The following is a 20472-nucleotide window of genomic DNA, read 5'->3' as shown; positions in this document are numbered from 1 at the left end:
TGGGGCAGGACGTCTTGCGCCGCGTTCCCGCAGGCATCGCCCCAGATCCCCCGCGCGGACCACCGCCGAGCCCTTGAGGAGGCCCCGCGAGCGCGTTAACATCGACGACTGCCCATTGCCGACGGCTTGCTGATGGCGCCGGTGAACTCCCGAGTCAGACCGCGCCTCGGTCGACCAGGCTGAACGTGGTGATCAGCGGAGCGTCACCGAGAAACTCGACGAAGATCTCCTTCTTGGTCGGGCTCCACTGCACCGGGCCGTACTCCTCGTTGATGATGGAGTAGGAGGTGCGCCCCTTGTCGTCCCTACCCTCACGGAAGATCGTGAACAGGGTTGCCTTGGTCGCCCGACAGTCGGCTCCCACCAGCGACTTGTACCCCTCGGAATCGAGCTTGACCCCGAGGCACGGCCGGTGGGCGATCTCCGGGTTCACCGACTTGATCATGTAATCGACACCGACTGGTTCGAGCACGAAGAGCGCATCCTTGCCGGTTCCGTCACCGACCTCGACCTCGCCGTGAGACGGCAGCGACAGGTCACGATCGATCTCCACCAGGTGCAGCAGGAATCGCCGCTGACCGGCCAGCATGGCCTGGGTCGGGTCCGCGGTGGCCGACGGTGAGGCGGACGGCTTGCCCGACGCGGGCGTGGACGTCGTGGCCGCCGGCCCGCTCGTCGTCGGGCTACCGCTCGGCGTCGAGCCGGCCCGGTCCGGTTCGGACATCCCATCCAACAGTTGCGGGCCGAACAGGAAAGCGGGCACCAGCACGGCGATCACCGCAGCAGTCGCCCCCAGCGCGGTGAGCCAGCCACGCCGGCGTGAACCCCCGCGACCGGCCGTGGCCAGACCCGACGGCGTCGACAGCGCGCCCCGACCATCACCACCGGCGGCGGGCGACACACTCGGCGGCGTCGCGCCCGGAAGTTGAGCCGGCCCGCCGGCACCCACCGGAGACGCTGCGGTCAACAACCCGTCGAGCAACTCCCGGGCGGTGGGCCGGGCAGCGGGGTCCTTCTCCAACGCGCGGGAGACCAATTCCCGCAACGGCCCACCGAGCCCGGTCAGGTCCGGCGGCTGAGTGAGGATCCGCATCGCGGTGGCGGTAGGCGAGTCGCCCCCGAACGGGCTGCGGCCGGTCGCGGCGTAGGCGACCAGGGCGCCCCAGGCGAAGATGTCAGCGGCCGGGCCCGCCGGACGGCCGGAAGCCGTGTCGAACCGCTCCGGAGCCATGTACGAGACGGTCCCGACCATCTGGTTGGTCCGGGTGTGCTGGCTCGTCGCCTCGAACGCTCGGGCGATGCCGAAGTCGATGACCTTGATCCCACCCGGTGCGACCAGGACGTTCGCCGGCTTCAGGTCGCGATGGATCACCCCAGCCCCGTGGATGGCGGTGAGCGCGGTGGCCACCCCGACCGCGATGCTGTGCAGCCGCGCCGCCCCCAGTGGGCCCTGTGTTCGGACCACCTCGGCCAGACTGGGGCCCTCGACGTACTCCACCACCAGGTAGGGCGGGTCATGGTCCGGGTCGGCGTCCAGGACCTCGGCGGTGCAGAACGGTGGAACCTGGCGGGCGCGGTTCACCTCACTACGGAACCGGCCCCGGAACTCCTCGTCGTGCGAGAGGTCCGCACGGACGACCTTGACCGCCACCAGCCGTCCCTGCGGCGAACGGGCCAGGAAGACACTGCCCATGCCCCCGTCGCCGAGCCGGTCGAGCACCTCGTAGCCACCGAGGCGTGCCGGGTCACCGGGACGCAACCCGTCGCTCACGCCAGATGCCCGCAGACTCCGACCACCGCGCGAACCGTTCCGCCCATCACCCGTTCCCCTCAGGTCACTCCGACGCCGGCCGCAGCCTATCGTCCGCCCACCGAATCCCGTCGATGCCGTCCACCAGCCGGCCACGACCGGGAACTATCGCCTCGTCGCGGCTGAAGCCGCCCCTGTCCGTCTGGCCGGGCAGGGGCGGCTTCCGACGTTGCTGGGAGTGCCGGTGCCGGCATGGGTGTCCACCTGCGATCCGACCATCCGGCGCGACCGTACGAGCTATCGGCGGCTCCACTGCTGGTTGGTCTGGCCGGTGCAGGTCCAGAGGACGAGCTTCGTGCCGTTGCCCGTACCCACGTTGTACGGGTCCAGGCAGAGGCCGGACTGCACCCCGGTGATGGTGCCGTTGGCGTTGACGTTCCACTGCTGGTTCGTTCCGCCGTGGCAGTCGTAGATGGTGACCAGGGTGCCCGGCGAGGTGCCATAGCCGGCGGCGTCGAGGCACTTGTTGCCGTACACGGTCAACGTCTTGTTGCTCGTGTAGGTCCACTGCTGGTTGGTGCGGCCGTGACAGTCCCACACCTGCACCTGGGTGCCGTTGGTGGTGGAGGAGCCGGGGACGTCGACGCAGCGACCGGACAGGGCACCCACGATCGCGGTGGTCTGCCCGGTGCCGCTGCCCGGGTTGCCGATGCTGCCGGGCACCGACTGCAGCGCGCTGTACCAGCGGGCAGCCATCTTGTCGTACCCGCCGGACGTGGGGTGGACGCCGTCGATCAGGTCGGCGGTGGTGAGTGCGCTGTGCATGTCGACCAGGCGTACGCGCTTGCCGGCGTTCACCTTGCTCTGCACGATGCCGGGGATCGCCGCGTTGAACGTGCGTGCGGCCGCCTCCTGGTTGCTGTTGGAGAGCGGGATGATCTGCGCGACGAACACTTCCGCTGTGGGAGCCGTGGTGGTGATCCGGTCGATCAGGGTGGAGAGCCGGTTCGGCGCGGTGCTCACGTTGTAGTTCTGCAGGATGTCGTTGGTGCCGATGTGCAGCAGAACGGTCTGCGGCCGCTGGGTGTTCAGCCAACCGACGATGTTCGCGTCGATCTGGTCGATGCGCCACCCGGGATGTCCCTGGTGGTCGTGGTCACCCAGGCTGGCAGGCCCGTTGAACTGCGACCCGACGAAGTCCACCGTGTATCGACCGTTGACGAGCCGCTGCCAGAGCCCGATGCGGTACCCGCCCGGTACCTGGGTGCCCTCGGTGATGGAGTCACCGAGAGGCATCACCCGCACCCCGCCGTTGGATTCCGCGTTGGCCGGGCCGGTCGAGATCAGCACCCCGGCGAGGACAACACCGAGTGCGGCAGTCGCCGCGAGCCATCTTGCCCTCGTTCGCATAGGTTTCTCCCCTGCAGTGGTAGTGCTGACCGAGGAGTCAGGCCGTCGCGACCGCCGCGACATCGGCATGACGATGCCGTCGCAGCACTGGGACGGATTGTTAACGCTAACAGCGATTTCTGTAAATTCTTGTCGCTGATCTGGCCCACGTCAAGCGCCAGCAACCCGGGTGTCCTGCCGGCGCGACGGCCGCCGGAAAGGCGGAAGGGCATGGTGGTGCTGCTGGGGTGCCCGTGACACGTACGCCGACATGAGCGAAGTCGCGGTAGGTCAGACCAGTCCGCCGAAGCGATCGACGCGAACGGATCCACAATCGTCCGCGCGGCCAACGCCATTCCGTTCCGGATCCTGGAGGTCGGAGCCGGCGGCGACCTGACGCTGCGAGACGCCACCATCAAGGGCGGCCAAGCCGAGGGTGGGGTCGGCGCCGGCGGCGGTGGCATCCGGATCGACGTCGGCGGCAGGGCTGTCATCGAGAACACCCACGTGGTCTACAACCACACCAACGGCCCGGGTGGCGGTATCGCCACCTCGGCGTCACGAAGATCCTCGGCGGGAAGGAGCACGGCAAGGACTGGGACGGCAAGGACAAGGACAAGAAGAACAGCGGCAGCAACAACAGCGCCCTGTTCGACGGTGGAGGCATCTTCAACAACGGCAACCTCACCGTGCAGAACACCCGGCTGAGCTACAACAACACGATCGGGGTCGTCAACATCCTGCCCATCGGTGGCGCTGGTGGCGGGTTGTCGAACAGCAGCGTCGCCGTTCTCGAGAACGTCCACCTGGACAACAACAACACCGCAGGCTTCCGTGGCGGCGACATCCGCGGTGGAATCAACTCCACCACCGAGGCCAGGAACGTCGAAGTCAACGACAACCGGGCCGGCAGCGAGGGCGGCGGAATCTTCTCCGACGGCGTCTTCCACCTCCGACACGGCAAGGTCCACCACAACGAGGCCGGCCAACGGGGTGGCGGCGTCTACAACCAGATCGGCCAGTTCGTTGTCGAGGACAGCTGGATCAGCGAGAACGTCGCCAGCACGAACAGCACGATCGAACACGGCGGCGGCGTCTACAACGGCAGCGGCACCGTGGTACTGCGCCGCACCCACGTCGACCGGAACCGGGCCATCGGCTCGAATTCCCAGGGCGGCGGAATCTACAACAACAGCACGCTCACCCTCACCGAAAGCAAGGTCACCGACAACATCTCCATCCTGGCACCCGGCGGGATCTTCAACGACGGCGGCCAGGTCACCGTGGACCAGAAGACGGTGATCAGCGGCAACCTGCCCACGAACTGCACACCCAGCTCACCGCCGGTGCCCAACTGCTTCGGCTGATCATCCGATCGGTACGACACACGGGTAGCTGGCACAGAGGTATCGGAGCAACATCCGGTCCCGCACAGGTTCGGTCACGAAGACCGAACCTGCGGCGTGACCGGATGCCGTCCGCGGAACGACCGCAGGGACTCGAACCGTCACTTCTCTGCCGGGCGACGATCCTCCGGGTGGCGGCTCAGGTATCGATGATGTTGTTGTTCGCGTCGATGCCGTGGCTGCGCCAGTAGACGTCCCACTCGTCGTCGACGTGCTGCGGGACCTTGCCCTCCGGGTAGCGGACGTACGGCGGGGTCGGCTCCTGCCCATCCGGGAAGCAGGCGCTGCCGCCCTGCCCGCCCACCGCGATCGCCGGATACTCACCGCCAGCGCAGATGTCCTCCCGGAACGAACAACCGGTGGTGACCATCAGCCCACCCAGGCCGACCCCGGCCAGGGCGATCATGATTCGCGTTCGCATGGAGGGAATTCTGGTCGCCGCGACCGCGCCTGCCATCCGTACGCGTACTCATCTCGAGCCGGGCGTCACGATTCCTCGCCCAGGGTCGACCAGGCCGATGGGGCGAGCAGAACAGCACAACAGCGTCCGATACGTAACCCCATACAAAACAGGGAACATGGCCGATTGGCTATATTCCCTGTTCAGGTGGTGCGCCCGAAGGGACTCGAACCCCCAACCTTCTGATCCGTAGTCGGAAGGAGAGGGTGCTCGCGACCTGCAGTTATGCAGGTTTGTCCAGATTCGGTATGTAGCAGTGTCGACGGAACGTGACGCTTGAGCGCGTTTCCTGCCCGCAGCGCGCGCCCATAGGCGCGCGGCCTGATGTGGATGTTTCGATCTGCGGAGGCAACGTCTGCACTGCCGCTGGTCGAGCATTGGTGGGGGCCACGACTCGCTCTGCCGTCTCGCGCAGACACTTGCCGCACGAACACGTAGGTCATCTCTGGGCTGCCGTCTCCACCAGGATGCCCCGCACGCAGCCGCACTGTTATTCGCGGATCAATCCCGTGGTCCCGGTCGGTCGCCCGCTTCTTGATCTGCTGGCGAGCTACCTGCCGCTCGGCGCGCCTGACTCATCAGGTCTCGGATCACTGCCGACGGGTTGAGGCCGCGGCGCTGGGCCTCCTCGAAAAGCCATATGAGCTCGCCCTCGCTCAGCTCCACCACGTACGTGTTCCTCACCGGGCGGGGCTCGTACTCCACCTTTACCTCGCCCTGGTCGATCAAGTCGGTCAGCCGCGCGTTCAAGGCCCACTGCTCTTCAGGACTCAGTCTCATGGTCCCCTCCGGGAATCGTCCGGCCCGCTCCCGTCTCATTCTTCAGCTGCCTGCCGCTAACTACCAGGACAAACTCGCTGCCGCCCGTCAGCGTGGCTGGCGGAGCACACTGGCCACTGCGCTCGCGGACCCGGTTCTACCGGGCGTTCTACGCGCTGGTGGGAGCCGCTGCCCCCGATGGTGCGCCGGGTGGCGCCGAGCCAAGGTCCTGGAAGCGACGTGCACGGTGCAGCGTCGTGGCGACCGCGTCCGTATGCCGACGCTCCCGGGTCTGCGGGAACCCTCGGAGCGCTCACCGAGGCTGCAGCATGAAGACTGCGCTTGGCGCGAACTCGGATGGCGCCGCTAGTCCTCCTCGATCCAGTCCGCGGGTATCAACGCCTCGCCGTCAGCGCGCCATCGATACCTGACCGCGTCGCTGAACCATTGCTCCTCAAGATCGGCATGCTCCATGACGATGACTTGGAGGTCTACTTCGGGACGCGCGATGGTCTCCATGACCACTTGATAGGTGCGGACGAGCGCCTCCCGATCGTCATCGGGCAGCACGTGCGAACCGTCGCCGGCGTAGTCGGAGGGAAACCAGACTTGCGACGGCTGGTCCATGATCAGGATCCTGGGTACCGGCCGGTCCTCCGTCGCGAACCACTCGTGCAACGCCAGGAAGGTCGCAACGTGGTACCCGACATAGTTCTCGCCGCTGCCCATCTCATGCAGTGGGACCGCGCCGTTGCGGGTGTCGGCGACGACCGTCAGACGCCTCAAGTCCAGGCGGATGGGCCACGCCGAGTGCTCGATTTCAAGGCGTTGAGCCTTCTCCCACAGGCTCTGACTTATGCGCGCCAGGAAGGATGTGAGCAGGTCGGGGTTCCCGTTCTCCTCCAGCCTTGCCTCGATCTCGGCGATCTCGGCCTCGATCTCAGCCGTGCGGTCCTGGATCGGCGGTTGTTGGCCACGTCGGTCGAGCATCTCAAGGTAGAAACCGATCCGCCCCTGAACCAACGCAGTACGGGCCTCGGCGTCGCGAAGCCTCGCGATGGCCTGGACACCGGCCGCCAGCTCATCAATCTCAGCCTTATTGGCTCGCAGTAGCTGCGTGACCTCTTGAATCTCTTCGGCCAGCAGCGCCGCCATCTGGTCGATTTTGGGGGTGTCCGTTCGTATGGCGACGATCTCCCCGTCAAGTCGCACCAGCTCACGGTGCATGTCAACCCACGTACTCTCGGCGCCGGGGGCGTCGTTGCCGCACACCGGACAGGCACGCGGAGGTCCGTCCTCGTTTCCGAAGAACCCGAGCGACGCGAGGCGTGCGCGCTGCTCGCCGGCCTCGGCCGCGAAATCGCTGTTCTCGTTGGCTGCGCGGCGAAGCCGGGTTAGTTGGATGTTCAAGCCAGCTAGCCGGTCTCGCAGCTGCGCGCGCTGCTGATTGAGTGCCGTGATCTGGTCACCTTGGGCCTCCGGCTGCCCGACGGACCGGACGTCGACGAGTGACAGTGACCGCAGGAGCCCGAAGGCTTCACCCTCATTGAGGCCCTGGGGCGGCAGCTCATCGAGCAGTCCAACTGCCGCTGCCTCCGCAAGGAGCGCACGGGCCTGGCCCGTGGCGCCGAGTGCTGCGGCGCGTTCATCGAGCGTCCGCCGCAGCGCGACGAGCTCCCGCTTGAGGGTACGTAGCCTGATCGTGAGTGTGGCGTACTCGGTATCCACCGCCCCCAGAAAGTAAGGGATGACCGCCCGAATTGCGTTGGGGCGGTGCTCATCCCCTTGGGTATGGAACAGCACATCCTGGTTAGCAATCTCGTTCTGTTCCTGCATGACAAAGAACAGCGCGTGACGAATGCTAGGAGACAGCGGACCCGTGGTGCCGGGCATCGGCAGACGCAGTGAGCGGTCGATGCCACACAAATCTCCGATGATCTGCTTGGCCGTGTCGACGTTCGTGTTGAACTCGAGTTCGTCGAATGCTGGTATCGATTCTGGATCGGAGACGACGCTGACGTACATGCGATCGGCGGTTTTGTGTAGGCGCTCCGGCGCTGGCCGGGCGATGTACATCGTCCGATCACCACTCACGATCATGAGACCGAACCCTCTGGAGTTGTCCCTCGTCACCCCCGCCTTGACCGGATACCCACCGCTACCGAGGCAGTAGTCGATGATCGTCAGGATCGCGCTCTTACCCCTGCGTGAGGAACCGGTGATGATGTTGAGCTGTCCGAGCTCAAAGGTCACCTTGCGGACGCGTTCGCCGCGGCCGTACACGACGACATGCCTGATCTGGAAGCTCAAGGACGGACTCCAAGAAGTGTGAAGATCGTCGGAAGGTCGCCGGCCCTGGAAAGCCACCGGCCAAGGAACAAGCTGGCCCTCTGGATCTGGGCAACTTCCGGGGTGTCACCGGTGATCCTCTTGGGGACTCGCTGGGTCGATCGGACGAGGTGTTGTTCCTCCAACACCAGCAAGCCGGCCCGCAAGCTAAGCAGGAGCCCTTCCCTCACGAGCGGGCCGAGGAACGGCGCGGCCTGTCGAAGGTGAACCCGGGCTGCCGATTCACGCTCGATCCAGTTGACCGTCGTCGAGGAGATGCTTTTCGGCAGCACGGCTCGCACGGGGGCGGTGAGGGCCATGACGGGAGCCAAGATGGCGAGGAGGACGTGACAGCCTGGGCCGTTCTCTTGCTCATGCCCCTGCACGGCGCGGGCGACCAGGAGTCCGGCGAACGCAGGATTGTGGAGGTTTCGCTCTTCCCGACTCAGAAGGTCAAGCGCCGGCATTCACACCACCGACAGGCTCCAGGATGGCCAGAAGACGCACCTCGAAGTCCGGGTGCCATCCCACACGCTGGTCGTCCGCGAGGATGTGGAAAGACCCCTTGCAGATAAAGGGGTCATGGCACTCGGGTCGGATGTTCCTCCGGAACTCGGTCTCCACCCAACCGTAGATCCGTCTCGCCGCCGCGATTTTCGTTTCTTCCGCCGCTTCCTCACCAAGCTCGTCCTGCATGACGGCGAAGTGCGTCTCCCACTCCTCGCGCAGCCGCCGCTCGTAGGTTCCGATCTCGCCGGGAAGAAGCAGATTTTCACGCGACCAGCGTGAGCGTTGGGTGGACGCGCGCAGGTAGTCACGCACCGCGAGTTCGATCCGGCGGTTGCCTATTCCGATCAAGTCGAGCTGTCGGATGAACGCGCGTTCGCCGTACTCCTCTCGGGTCGCCGTCATTTCGGCGATGTCCTCGTCGATCGGGAGGTTGTAGGGCCGGAACTGGTCGCGCAGCTCGCTGAACTTTTCATCGATCTCGCTACCCGGGATCGGCAGCGCAGCCTCGACCCGCATGGTCTCGATGCACCGCTGAATGAACCAGCCTTCGAGGCGGTTGAGTAGCGATTCGGCCGCCTGCTTGCCGACAGCGAAGTGGCAGACCTGAAGGAGGTCTCGGTAGACGTCCTCAATGGTGGGACCATCGCCGAGGACGGTGATGGCCGCAAGCATCGCCTCTCGTTGACCGTCCTTCAGTCCACGGTAGGCCTCGATGCTCTTTCTCTTGGCATCCGACGCCGATCTTGCGGCCGCCGCTTCAAGCAGTTCACGTGCCCTCTTGACATCCCGGCCCGGACCTGACTGTAGGTAATGGGCCACCGATTCGACGGGCACATCCGAGGTTGTCAGCAGCAGGAGTCGGGTACGGGCGGGGTCCAGCGATCCGTCCCTGATCGCCTCGCTCCAAATCCGTAGCGTCTTCCACAGATCGGTGCTGCCGTCCGTGAGCCGGGTGCCGCTGGCTCGATGCTTCAGTTGCCAACGTCTGCTTCCGCTGGCGGCGACGATTTCCACGTCGTCTACCACCTCAACCGACACACTCCAGCTCGCGTCAGCCCCGAACTCATTGAGCCCGGCCAGGAGGGCATATCGCAGCTGGTAAAGATAGCCGATAGCCGAGGCTGAAGCATCGAACACGCTACTTGAACCACTCACACGAGCTCCTGGATAAGCCGCGCCGGGACCGTTGTCGTGGCAGCACATCACAGCCAGGTCGCTGAGTAAATACGTCTCGTCACACTGGGGACGATTTGTTGCCCGAGGTCAACCGGCCGTCACAGGAAACGACTCTTCCGGCCGGTTGGCTGGAGTAGCGACAGCAGTATGCAAGTCCACGTGCGCGTCGTAGGCGGCATAGCCGGCCACGCGGGTCCCGCCCGTCCGGTCAACCCTCGCCGTCCGCTACGTCGAGCGGTGGCGCTGGAGCGCTCGATCTGCCTGCGTAGCGCACAACGTCCACCAGCAGGCTCAACCATCGGCGGCAGCACGCAGCGTCGCGAACCGAGTCCTGCATCGCTCCAAAGCCGGTCCTCGCGCCTTCGGCCAGCGGTCCGCCGTGCGTACTGCGATCCTTGGCGCCGAACCCACCTCTGACCCTATTCCGCCATGGTCGCCGGACCCGCCGAACCTGAGCCAAGCCCTGCCCGAACCGCCGCCGTCACCGAAATGGTGGCGACGCCGCCGGCCGGGCACCGCCAAGGCTTAGCCACCCAGCCTCCCGGTGTTATCGCCGCTGAGTCAGCGCGCCTCTTCGTTCCTCCGGGCGCCGCGCCACCGCTCCGCCCCAGGCTGACCAGCTCATGCCCCGGGTGCTGGACGCGGTGTAGGAGTTGCGAGCGGGCCCGGGCGCGATACGGCAACGGCGAGGTGTCCCTTGAGAGGGACACCTCGCCGTTGATCGTCAGCGGGCTTGGTGCCAGGTGGATAGCCGGAGAGGACTACCTCGTGCGGTCCTACCTGCCTGGTGCCGGAAAGCCTGTCGCTGGGAGGAACGATCCGACTCACCGCCGCCAACTCACCCTCGCTTCGACCTGCATCGGCAGGGCCACGCTCCCCCTGCTCTTGCAGCCCTCCGTCCGGGCTGAAACCACCATAGCAGCCGATTCATCACCAGGGATACCCTTAAAACCCCGATCAGACCGCGCTTGCGCGGGGGTAGCATCGGACTAGACCCAGGGTCACCCTTGCGCTAGCGTAGGGGTGAGCCTGCCACTGTTACCGGGCACTATAGGAGAACACTTTATGTCGCTGAATAACGGTGAACAGCCGTTCGCCCCTGCGCAAGCGTCACGTGTTTCGTCCGGTGACGGGTACCAGCGCCTCTTTGACCAGTTCACCTACCGGCGACCGCGCCCGATCGCCCTCACCGCGGCGGAGAACGTCGCCAAGCGCAATCACAACCGGTCCCTGCCGCTGCGCCGGGCGTTCGCGGAGCGGCCGGACAACTCGACCCAGCCCACCCCGCTGGCCCGCCTCCTCCGCGGCGGCCGAGGCGGCAGTGTCCGGCTCCGGCTGTACCTGTCCTACCTCTGGCTCGGCGCGGCGCCCCCGCACGAGCTGGTGTACCCCGCCCGCGCCTGGGCCGAGCTGCTCGACCTGGACGAGCCCGATGCCAGCGGAGCCCGACGTGTGGCCGACGCGGTGCGCTGGCTGGAGAAGAACAACTTCATCGAGGTCACCAACCGCGCCGGCGCCCCGAATATCGTCCGGCTGCGCAGCGACACCGGTGACGGCAAGCCCTACGAGACCCCCGGCTCCGCCTACAACCGGCTGAAGCAGAAGAAGCCGGAGGCGGCGCAGATCCACCGTTACATCCAGCTCCCGCCGACGCTGTGGACCTCCGGCTGGATGGCCGTGCTCAGCCCCGCCGCCTTGGCCATGCTGATCATCCTGCGCGTCCAGGTCGGCGCGAAGGACCCCGACACCGAAGAGGTCTGGATCGCCCCCGACTACGCCACCAAGGCGTTCCTGCTCTCCGAAGAGACCCGCACCCGCGGCATCCGCGAACTCCAGCACGCCGGCCTGATCAGCGTCCGACGCCGGCAGCTCGTCGCCACCGACAGCTTCGACTTCCGCCGGTTCCGCAACGTCTACCAACTCAACCTCCCGGCCCTCGCGCAACCGGCGGTAATCCCCGAGCCGGTCAAAGAGGCACCTGCGTGACCGGACTGTGCCGCGGAGACGGCAACGCACCTGCGCGGGGGTGGGCGGGTTGAGGCACCGGGCCAGGGTCGACAGCGGCGCCGACAATGACGGCGGTCAGGGTGGCGATCGCGAGCCAGTGGCCACAGGCGTCAACGTTCGGGCTAGCTTCTTCCGCTACTGACCGTCACGATCAAGCAGCGCCAGCGCGCGAGCGCGCGCCCATGGGCGCGCGAAAAAAGCCCCCCTGGTCGACGGTTGTCGATGACCAGGAGGGCATTTTCCCTGTTCAACTGCTGTGCGCCCGAAGGGACTCGAACCCCTAACCTTCTGATCCGTAGTCAGATGCTCTATCCATTGAGCTACGGGCGCTTGTGCTCAGCCAGTGTACACACCCGGCTTTCGCGCGGAGACTCCGGGATTCGAACCCGGGAGGGGCTTTAAGACCCCAACCGCATTAGCAGTGCGGCGCCATAGACCAGACTAGGCGAAGTCTCCCCGGTGATCCTCAGACCACCGCGCCCGAGGATACAGGTCACCACCCACCGGGAGCAAAACGACTTCCGGGGTACGCCCACCGCGACCCGCCGCCGTCCGTGTTTCCACGCTGTGCGCCGGCGTGATCGGGACTACGCTCCATCGATATGCAGGAGCAGCCGCCCAGCGAGTCGACCCGTCGAGAGCCTGCTGAACGAGCGCGTCGGCGCTCCCCACGGGCCACCTTCAGGCCGCCGATCGTGGCCGAGGAGCCCACCGAGACGGTGGAGCCGGCTGAGGCGCCGGCACCGCCGGCAGCCGACTCAGCGAGCCAGCGTCCCCCTCGACGGGCCAAGGCTGCCCCGGCGGTGCTCTTCCAGCCACCGGAGCCGGATCGCCCCCTGCCTCGACAGCCTCGACGCGCACCGACCGAGCTGACCGCCGAGGCGATCGCGGAGCAGCCGGAGCACGCGGAGCAGCCGACCGGCGACCAACCGAGCCCAGCAACCGGCCTCGCATCGACACCGCCGAAGGCTCGGACCGCCTCTGTTCGCAGGGCTGCCCCTCGGCAGGCAGCCGACACGCCGGCCGAGGTGACCCCCGCCACGCCGGCACCCCGCAAGCGCGCCGCACAACCCACCAAGGCCGCGAGCAGCACCGAAGCCGCAAGCACTACCGAACCGCAGACCACCACAGCCGCGAGCAACACCGGCGAGGCGAGCACCATCACGCCAACGGCCCCGGCCAGAGCCGCAAAGACCACCAAGCGCGCGGCCACCCCACGAAAGAGCACCACGCCGACAAAGAGCACCCCGCCGACAAAGCCCGCCCCCGAACCCGTGGTCGGGCCGCAGACGGCGCGCACCGAGCAGTTGGCCTCGGCAGCCCCCGCCGCGCGGCAGGTTGAGCCGGCTCTGGGGCGTACCCCGGAATCGGAGCTGCGCGCGGTCGCCGCGCGCGTGCTCGACCACCCTGGCTTCGCACCGGAGCTGTTGGCTCTGGCTGCGGTGCGGACGTTCGGGCCCGGCGCGGCGGGGTGGGCCGCTGGGTTGCGCGACCGGTATCCGGACGCCTCGGCGGACGGCCTGGCCCGGTTGGCGGCCCGGCGGTTCGTCCGCTCGGCGGGTGCGGGTGGGGCGACCGCCGCGCTGGCCGGCTTCTTCGCGCCGCTGGCCGAGTTGGCGGCGGTGCTGTGGACGCACTCGGAGCTGGTGCTGCACCTGGCCGCGGCGTACGGCAAGGATCCGACGCATCCTGACCGGGCCGTCGACCTGTTGGTGCTGACCCAGGTGCACCCGGATCGGGCGAGCGCGGCGGCGGCCCTGGCCGCCGCCGAGTCGCCGGGTGACCCGGTCGAGGGGGCGTGGCCGCGGGCGGCGGAGGCGGCTTGGCGGTTGGCCGCGCCGCTCACGGCGCAGGCCGGTGGTTGGGTGGCGTTGCGGCTGGTGGCCCGGTTGCTGCCGGGCGCGGCGGTGCTCACGGCGGCGTTGGGCGACGCGGCGGCGGCCGACCGGCTCGCGGCCCGAACGGTGGCCGCCTACCGACCCGACCGGCGCTGACGGGTCAGAGCCAGTCGAACCATTCCCGGGGCAGCAGCGCGTAGCCGACGAAGGCGAACACGTCGAGCAGGGTGTGCGCGATGATCAGCGGCATCACCCGCCGGGTGCGCAGGTAGAAGAGGCTGAACACGACGCCCATGATCGCGTTGCCGACGAACGCGCCGAAGCCTTGGTAGAGGTGGTACGAGCCGCGCAGCAGCGCGCTGGCCGCGATGATCGCGGCCAGCCGCCACTGGAGCTGACGCAGCCGGGTGACCAGGTAACCGACCACGATCACCTCTTCCAGCACGGCGTTCTGCACGGCGGCGAGAATCAGCACCGGAACCGTCCACCAGACGTCCGGCAGCGCGGCCGGCACCAGCGTGGCGTTGAGGCCCAGATGGGCCGCCACCCAGAACAGCGCCAGCCCGGGTAGCCCGATGAGCGCCGCCAGCCCGGCGCCGCGCGCCACGTCCTGACCGGGCCGCCGGGCGTCCAGGCCGAGGGTCCGCGCCGGGTCGCCGGGGTCACGGCTGAGCAGGTGTACGGCGAGCAGCACCGGCAGCAGCGCGAACACGATGCCGAGCAGCTGGTACGTGAGATCCAGCCAGGGGCGGGCCGACGCCGAGGTGTTCAGCGAGGCGGTCTGCTTGGAGAGCGGACCGTCGGCGGTCAACTTCGCGATGATCGAGACCACCGCGTAGATCGCGGACTGGCCGAGGGAGAGGCCGAGGACCAGCAGCGTCTCGGTGCCCAGCAGTCGGCGGGACACCGGGCGGGTCAGCTCAACGGTCACCGCACCACTCTGCCCGACGTGCGGCACCCGTGACATGGCCGACCGGCCACCATGAGCCGATCGCACATTCTGTGCGACCAGTCGACACGCTCCGTGGAGATTCTATGGGCGCCCGATCCGTTGCCGTCTGGAGAAGGAGCGTCCGTGGACAACCTCGCGCGGTTGCTGAAGGAGAGCTGGACCCTGGTCGAGGACGACCGGGTCCGGTTGAGCGGTCACTTCTACGCTCGGCTGTTCCTGCTCGACCCCGCCCTGCGGCAACTGTTCCCGGTGCAGATGACCGGCCAGGGCGACCGTCTACTCGAAGCGATCATCACGGCGATCCACACTGTGGACGACCCGGAGAGCTTCGACGAGTTCCTCCGGGCGCTGGGCCGCGACCACCGCAAGTACCACGTCGACGAGCGGCACTACGCCACGATGGGCGTCGCACTTCTGGACGCGCTGCGCAGCACCGCCGGCGACGGCTGGAACCTGGAGTACGACCAGGCGTGGCGGGAGGCGTACGCGGCGATCGCCGCCCTGATGGTGGCCGGCGCCGCCTCCGACGACGACCCGCCGTTCTGGCACGCCGAGGTGCTGACCCACGAGCGGTACGGCCCGGACACCGCCGTGCTGACCTGCCGGGCGTTGCAGCATCCGCTGCGCTGGCAGGCGGGGCAGTACGTGAGCCTGGAGGTGCCGCGCTACCACCCCCGGGTGTGGCGTAACTACTCGGTGGCGAACGCCCCGAACGACGACAACGTGCTGGAGTTCCACGTGCGGTCTCCGGGGGCCGGCTGGGTGTCCGGCGCCCTGGTGCGGCGGGTGCGGCCGGGTGACCTGCTCCGCCTGGCGGCGCCGATGGGGTCGATGACCCTGGACCGCGCCTCGGAACGGGACATCCTCTGCGTGGCCGGCGGCGTCGGGCTGGCGCCGATCAAGGCGCTGGTGGAGGAGTTGGCCACCTTCAACCGGACCCGGTGGGTGCACGTCTTCTACGGCGCACGGCAGGCGGGCGACCTGTACGGCCTGGACGGGTTGCAGGAGTTGGTGGCCGTACACCCGTGGTTGTCGGTCACCGCGGCGTGCAGTGAGGACCCGGACTTCGACGGCGAGCAGGGCGAGATCCCGGAGGTCGTGGCCCGGTACGGCCCGTGGACCACGCACGACTGCTTCGTCTCCGGTGCCGCCCGGATGGTCCGGTCCACCCTGCGGGTGCTCGCCGCGGACAACGTGCCGCCGCCGCACATCCGCTACGACACCTTCGGTGACCTCTAGACGTTCCTCCCCCCACACCGGGGCGCGTGCCCCTGCCCCCTGGGGCACGCGCCCCGGTCCCTTTCTTGGTCAGTAGCGCCAGGGGTGCCCGCTCTCGCGGTACTCCTCCACCGGCACCAACGGCACACCGGGTGCCATCCGGTCGACGTAGAGCCGGCCCTCCAGGTGGTCGATCTCATGTGCGACCAGCCGGGCCATGCCGAATTCGAACGACGTGATGATCCGGCTGCCGTCCCACTGGGCGTGTTCCACGTCCAGTCGCAGCGGCCGGGGCACCAGACCTCGGTGGTCGAAGAAGGAGAGGCAGCCCTCGTACTGCTCGTCGGTCTCCGGGTCGGCGTCGACCACCCGGGGGTTGAGCAGCACGACCGGCTCCGCCGACCGGTCGGGGGGCCGTACCACGGCCGCGGCGCGGCCGATGCCGAACTGCGGTGCCGCGACGCCCACTCCCTTGCTGAACGGGTGCAGCTCGTCGAGCCGGGCCAGGGCCATGGTGAGCCGGTCGACCACGTCCCGGGCGACGTGTTCCTCGCCGGGCAGGTCGAACGGGCGGGCCCGCTGGCGGAGCAGGTCGTCCCCGCGTTGCACGATCCCGAGGCCGCGCATCCGGTCGCTGGGTCGGACCCGGGCGCCGCCGGGGCCGACGTCCGGTTCGGTGTCCGGACGGGCACGGAACCGCCACTGCATCCGGTAGCGGGCATTCAACGGGGGGTCGTCGGTCTGCCAGTCGTAGATCACCCGATCGCCCTCGTCGTGACGCTGCGGCGCCGTCCGCAGCGGGCCCTCCTCCGCGCTGAGCGAGGTCTCCACGCCCCAGACCTGCGGGTCGAGGGCCGCAGGCAGGTCCAGGCGTACGGCGAGCTGCCGGGTGGGCAGTCGGACGGCTCGCTGGAACCAGGGGCCCCACTTCTCGTGCCCGACGCTGTACGCGTACTCGATGGTGGCCCGGTCGCCCGGGTAGAGGGGGAAGCGTCGCTCCCCGTTCTCGAAGAGCAGCCAGATCTCCTTGAACGCGTCGCGATCGTGCTTGGCGCGCCAGTGCATCGGCTCCGGGTCTCCGCCGCCGTCGTCTCGGCGGGCCTGTATCTGCAGTTCGGCGAAGGTGAGGGGGTGCTCCCGGTGGTGCCGGTTGGAGCGGCCGGGGTCGTTCGGGTAGCGGTCGACGGCGACCCGGACCAGGTAGCGGGTGACCGGTTCGGTGCCGGCGTTGTACAGCTCACGGTGGATGACGCACCGGTAGCCCTCGTCGGCGTGGGTGAGGGTGGCCAGCTCCCGTTCCACGACCAGGCCGGTGCCGGGTGGCAGCCACTGGCCTGGCAGGTACGGCTCGCGGTTCGGCTGACCGGCCCGGGCGTGCCGTAGGTCGTCGTACTCCCGGAAGCGCTGCCAGATCGCGCCGCTTGCCTCCAGGACGGCCTCCGCGCGGCGGGCGAAGTCCTCGGTCGGCCGGTGCCGCCGCCCCTCGACGTGGCTCACGTAGGACGGGTCGAACCCCATCAGGACGGCCAGTTGCTTCTTGGACAGCCCGCGCCCGGTCCGTTGCCGGGCGAGTTCGGCCGCGAAGGAGTCGGCAGCCCGTTCGAGGGGTGAGGTCGTCATGAGCTTCCTCGTGGCCGGGGCTATAAGTTTCACGTTCCGTACGCGACCACACACGCAAGTGGCATGTTTTCGACACACCGCTTGACAATTAACCGATGGCCGTCGATTGTGCGGCGGCGTTTCCCAGCACTGACTCCGGGTAGTACGCGAAGCACTACTCCCGTCGGATACGGGGTGACCTGGGCGTCCGGGATGTGACCAAGGTGAGGCTTCCCTTACGGTCAGGGGGTTGGTTAGGCTAGCCTTAGCTCAGGACGGCACTGGTTCGTCCGCCGGGGCGCACTCCTCGGTCACACAGACAGGGGACGACTCAGGTGACAGCGGTGATGCCACGGCGGGATACCGCCACCACGCCGCTCGCCCCCGTCACCGCGGCGCTCCGGGCCATGTTCGGCACCGACGACCTCCCCGGCCTCACCCGGGGCCTGCTGGTCGACGACGAGCTCGGCTGGGCGCCCGCCACCACCCTGATCGACGGCAGCCGACTGCCGGAGCTGTTGAACGGCGCCGCCGTCCGCTGGGGCGGCACCCCGCACGCCTGCGCGGCGTTGGCCTGGAAGTCCTACAGTTACTGGGCAGCGCTGCCGGTCGTGCTCGGCTGGGCCTCCGCCCGACGGGTGCCACTGCTCGATCCGGCCGACCTGCTGATCCACTTCGAGGACCATCGGCAGCTGCTCACCATGGGCATGCGCCGGGGCACGAAAGTGGCGGTGCTGCCGAACGACCCGCTGGCGCTCGCCGGCCTGCCGGAGGTGCGGGTCGTCGCCGACGAGGCGGAGCTGCTGGCCGCGCTGCGCGCGTCCCTGCTCGACGCGCACCTGGCACCGCTCATCACGGCGATCCAGTCCGAGGTCCGGGTGGGCACCCGGACGCTGCTCGGCTCGGTCGCCTCCGGCATCGCGCACGGCATCCTGCGGGCCGCGGACGCCCTGCCCGGCTCCACGGTGCAGAGCATCGACACACTGCTCGGCGCACTCGACCTGGCCGACCTGATCGAACTGGTGCCGGGGCCGACCGGTGAGCCGACAGTGCAGCGCCGCACCTGCTGTCTCGCCTTCACTCTGCCCCGCCCGAAGGTCTGCCAGGGCTGCTGCGTCCGGTAGGGCCTGTTTCGCCTAGGTCAGGCTGGGCCGCACTGCTCAGTCGGTCAACGACCGGACATCCCACACCCACACGCCGCCGGTGAAGACCGGTTGGATCCCGGTCAGCTCGGTCATGCCCCGGCGCAGCGCGGCCTCGTGCTCGTGTGGCCCGAGGATGACCACCCCGGCCCGCCAGTAGCGCAGGTCGTCGACCGCTCGGACCCGGGTCTGCGGGGTGATCGGCGGCACCGCCCCGGTGCGCCGGATGGTGCCGAAGAAGCTGCTGGTGGGGCGGGGAGTCGCACCGAACAACGCAACCTTCGGCGGATCGGCGTTCGGGCGGGTGTCCGGGCCGAGGAAGTAGCCACGGGCCAGCGGCATGTCCAGCCGGGTCGCGGCGGACCAGCGCAGCGGCTCGGCGTAGGTGGTGTCCGGCAACGGCAGGGTCACCACACTGCGCCCACCGGTCACGTACGGCCGCCAGGCCCCACTCGTCACGAAGCTGGGGACCGGGTCGAGGCGGGCCACGGGCAGCGGGGTGGGGACGATCGGCAACAGGGCCATCGTGAGCACGGTGGCGGTGACGAAGCGGACCTGCCCGCGAGCGGCCGGGTGCGCGTCGGCCAACTCGCGGGCACGTTCGGCGCCGTAGGCGAGCAGCAGCCCGATGATCGGGGTGATCGCCAACGCCCAGCGTGTCGGCACCACCGAGTGCAGGATGGGCAGGTTCTCCAGCGCCGCCCAGGGGCCCGGCACACCCGTACCCCGGTTGTCGAAGCGGACCTCCCGACCCAGCGACAGCACCGCGAAGAGCAACCCGAGCGCGGCCAGCGCGAGCACCACGATCGAGCGGCGCAGCCACCAGACCAGGGCGATCACCAACACCACCAGCGCCCAACCGAAGAAGCTGTTCTCCTCGGTCGGGTTCTTGGCCAGGCCCGCGGCGGTACGCGCGCTGCCGGCCAGTGATTCCCGGGAGTACGCGACGAAAGAGGCCACGTCGCTGGAGTAGCCGCGGATCAGGCGGGACAGCCCGGAGTACGCGTCCGGTCCGAAGAACTGCACGTACAGGGGGTACGCGAGCAGGAGCAGGGCGACCACGGCGGCGACGGCCAGCCCGGCGAGGAAGGATCGGGCCCGCGACCGTAGCTCCGCGCGGCCGAGGGCGAGCACGCCGACGATCACGCCGAGCCCGATCGCGGTCATCAGCAGGATCTCCAGGTTGAGGAACGCCTGCCAGACGATGACCAGCGCGAGGAGGACCCCGTTGCGCAGCCAGCGGCCGGGTTCACCGAGTCGTAGCGTGCGCCAGATGATCAACGGGACGACGAACTGCGACACGATGTTCGGGTGCCCATTGGCGTGCGACACCATGGCCGGCGCGAACGCGCAGAAGCCGGCGCCCAGCCACGCCGGCCCTCGGCTGCCGATCAGGACCCGGGAGAGCAGGAAATACCAGGCAGTGGCGGTGGCAATCATGCCGGCGGTGAGAAAGATCAGAAATGACGCCCGCGGCCCGAACAGCAGGGTGATCGGCGTCATTGGCAATGAAATGGATAATACGGACGTATTGGCCATCAGATTGACGCCGTCGGGGACGTTCATCTGATTGGAATGGAACGGATACGCAAAGTGCGTGACTACTCGCGCACCGTGGGCCATCATCCATTCGAACTGCGACTGATCGGACTGGTTGTCCCGCACACCGCTGCGCGGGTCCAGCCAGAGTCGACAGGTGACCCAGAAGCCGAGCACCACGAAGCTCAGCACGGCGGCCAGATCGGCCCACATCCCCCTGCGGGAAGGCCGAACGGCAGCGGAGGCCCCCTCCGCCGACGGCACGGCGGCCGGGCCGCCGCCGTCGCTGGGCACGTCCGGTTCAGGAGTAGTCATGACAATTCATAGGGTAGTCAGCGCATGGCGCCGCCGTGACATGTTTCGGGGTACTGCCGTACTATGTGCCGGGTTCGCCGACCG

16 protein-coding genes and 2 tRNA genes are annotated in these 20472 nt (G+C 68.3%); 5 read left to right on the top strand and 13 right to left on the bottom strand.

What is annotated here, in order from left to right:
* Positions 1–154: 154 nt before the first annotated feature.
* The 3 genes from PSH03_RS01215 to PSH03_RS01205 all read right to left on the bottom strand — a co-directional run bounded on the left by PSH03_RS01215 (position 155) and on the right by PSH03_RS01205 (position 3646).
* Entirely contained in the window at positions 155–1771 is a 1617-nt protein-coding gene (locus PSH03_RS01215; RefSeq protein WP_238687987.1) for a serine/threonine protein kinase, read from the bottom strand.
* Between the two features lie 276 nt (positions 1772–2047).
* Positions 2048–3160 (bottom strand): ricin-type beta-trefoil lectin domain protein, encoded by a 1113-nt coding sequence (locus tag PSH03_RS01210; RefSeq protein ID WP_210782618.1) that lies wholly within the window; start codon positions 3158–3160, stop codon positions 2048–2050.
* 270 nt (positions 3161–3430) lie between these two features.
* Positions 3431–3646: a hypothetical protein gene (locus tag PSH03_RS01205; protein ID WP_238687986.1), complete on the bottom strand. Its 216-nt coding sequence runs from the start codon at positions 3644–3646 to the stop codon at positions 3431–3433.
* Between the two features lie 182 nt (positions 3647–3828).
* Between PSH03_RS01205 and PSH03_RS01200 the strand changes: the two genes are divergently transcribed.
* Positions 3829–4506, top strand: coding sequence for a hypothetical protein (locus tag PSH03_RS01200; RefSeq protein WP_238687985.1), 678 nt, complete (start codon positions 3829–3831; stop codon positions 4504–4506).
* Positions 4507–4684: 178 nt separating this feature from the next.
* On the opposite strand, the gene PSH03_RS01195 is transcribed toward PSH03_RS01200, so the two are convergent.
* The 5 genes from PSH03_RS01195 to PSH03_RS01175 all read right to left on the bottom strand — a co-directional run bounded on the left by PSH03_RS01195 (position 4685) and on the right by PSH03_RS01175 (position 9757).
* Positions 4685–4966 (bottom strand): SCO0607 family lipoprotein, encoded by a 282-nt coding sequence (locus tag PSH03_RS01195; protein WP_238687984.1) that lies wholly within the window; start codon positions 4964–4966, stop codon positions 4685–4687.
* A gap of 540 nt (positions 4967–5506) precedes the next feature.
* A complete protein-coding gene (locus PSH03_RS01190) occupies positions 5507–5785 on the bottom strand; it encodes a hypothetical protein (protein WP_238687983.1) in 279 nt (92 codons plus the stop codon).
* Positions 5786–6130: 345 nt separating this feature from the next.
* Entirely contained in the window at positions 6131–8074 is a 1944-nt protein-coding gene (locus tag PSH03_RS01185) for a DUF3732 domain-containing protein (RefSeq protein ID WP_238687982.1), read from the bottom strand.
* Positions 8071–8559, bottom strand: coding sequence for a three component ABC system middle component (locus tag PSH03_RS01180; RefSeq protein ID WP_238687981.1), 489 nt, complete (start codon positions 8557–8559; stop codon positions 8071–8073). The genes PSH03_RS01185 and PSH03_RS01180 overlap by 4 nt, the downstream gene beginning before the upstream one ends.
* Complete coding sequence (locus PSH03_RS01175) at positions 8546–9757, bottom strand: ABC-three component system protein (protein WP_238687980.1); 1212 nt, start codon at positions 9755–9757, stop codon at positions 8546–8548. Before PSH03_RS01175 ends, PSH03_RS01180 begins: the two co-directional genes overlap by 14 nt.
* A 1086-nt stretch (positions 9758–10843) precedes the next feature.
* Here PSH03_RS01175 and PSH03_RS01170 point away from each other — a divergent pair.
* Positions 10844–11764 carry a hypothetical protein gene (locus tag PSH03_RS01170; RefSeq protein WP_238687979.1) on the top strand — a complete coding sequence of 307 codons (921 nt, stop codon included), beginning with the start codon at positions 10844–10846 and terminating at the stop codon, positions 11762–11764.
* A 278-nt stretch (positions 11765–12042) separates the two neighbouring features.
* Here PSH03_RS01170 and PSH03_RS01165 read toward each other — a convergent pair.
* Together PSH03_RS01165 and PSH03_RS01160 are read right to left on the bottom strand one after the other, a co-directional pair.
* Positions 12043–12115 (bottom strand) — tRNA-Arg (locus PSH03_RS01165).
* Positions 12116–12150: 35 nt separating this feature from the next.
* Positions 12151–12241: transfer RNA gene (locus PSH03_RS01160), tRNA-Ser, on the bottom strand.
* A 239-nt stretch (positions 12242–12480) separates the two neighbouring features.
* Here PSH03_RS01160 and PSH03_RS01155 point away from each other — a divergent pair.
* Positions 12481–13779 carry a hypothetical protein gene (locus tag PSH03_RS01155; RefSeq protein WP_238687978.1) on the top strand — a complete coding sequence of 433 codons (1299 nt, stop codon included), beginning with the start codon at positions 12481–12483 and terminating at the stop codon, positions 13777–13779.
* Between the two features lie 4 nt (positions 13780–13783).
* On the opposite strand, the gene PSH03_RS01150 is transcribed toward PSH03_RS01155, so the two are convergent.
* The gene (locus PSH03_RS01150) at positions 13784–14554 is read right to left on the bottom strand and encodes a CPBP family intramembrane glutamic endopeptidase (RefSeq protein ID WP_238687977.1); all 771 of its coding nucleotides are present in this window, start codon (positions 14552–14554) and stop codon (positions 13784–13786) included.
* 144 nt (positions 14555–14698) lie between these two features.
* On the opposite strand from PSH03_RS01150, the gene PSH03_RS01145 reads away from it, so the two are divergent.
* The gene (locus PSH03_RS01145) at positions 14699–15814 is read left to right on the top strand and encodes a globin domain-containing protein (protein ID WP_210782628.1); all 1116 of its coding nucleotides are present in this window, start codon (positions 14699–14701) and stop codon (positions 15812–15814) included.
* A 69-nt stretch (positions 15815–15883) separates the two neighbouring features.
* On the opposite strand, the gene PSH03_RS01140 is transcribed toward PSH03_RS01145, so the two are convergent.
* Positions 15884–17413, bottom strand: a complete 1530-nt coding sequence (locus PSH03_RS01140) for a peptide deformylase (RefSeq protein ID WP_238687976.1) — start codon at positions 17411–17413, stop codon at positions 15884–15886.
* Positions 17414–17739: 326 nt separating this feature from the next.
* Here PSH03_RS01140 and PSH03_RS01135 point away from each other — a divergent pair, with 326 nt between their 5' ends.
* Complete coding sequence (locus PSH03_RS01135; protein WP_238687975.1) at positions 17740–18516, top strand: IucA/IucC family C-terminal-domain containing protein; 777 nt, start codon at positions 17740–17742, stop codon at positions 18514–18516.
* 36 nt (positions 18517–18552) lie between these two features.
* Here the strand turns inward: PSH03_RS01135 and PSH03_RS01130 are convergent, their stop codons facing one another.
* Positions 18553–20286 (bottom strand): DUF6311 domain-containing protein, encoded by a 1734-nt coding sequence (locus tag PSH03_RS01130; protein WP_238688005.1) that lies wholly within the window; start codon positions 20284–20286, stop codon positions 18553–18555.
* Positions 20287–20472 lie beyond the last annotated feature (186 nt).

Origin of the sequence: Micromonospora salmantinae (assembly GCF_022230905.1) — a bacterium.
Classification (GTDB): Bacteria; Actinomycetota; Actinomycetes; order Mycobacteriales; family Micromonosporaceae; genus Micromonospora; species Micromonospora salmantinae.
The sequence above is the reverse complement of the archived record's forward strand: the minus strand, read 5'-3'. Positions and strand labels throughout refer to the sequence as shown.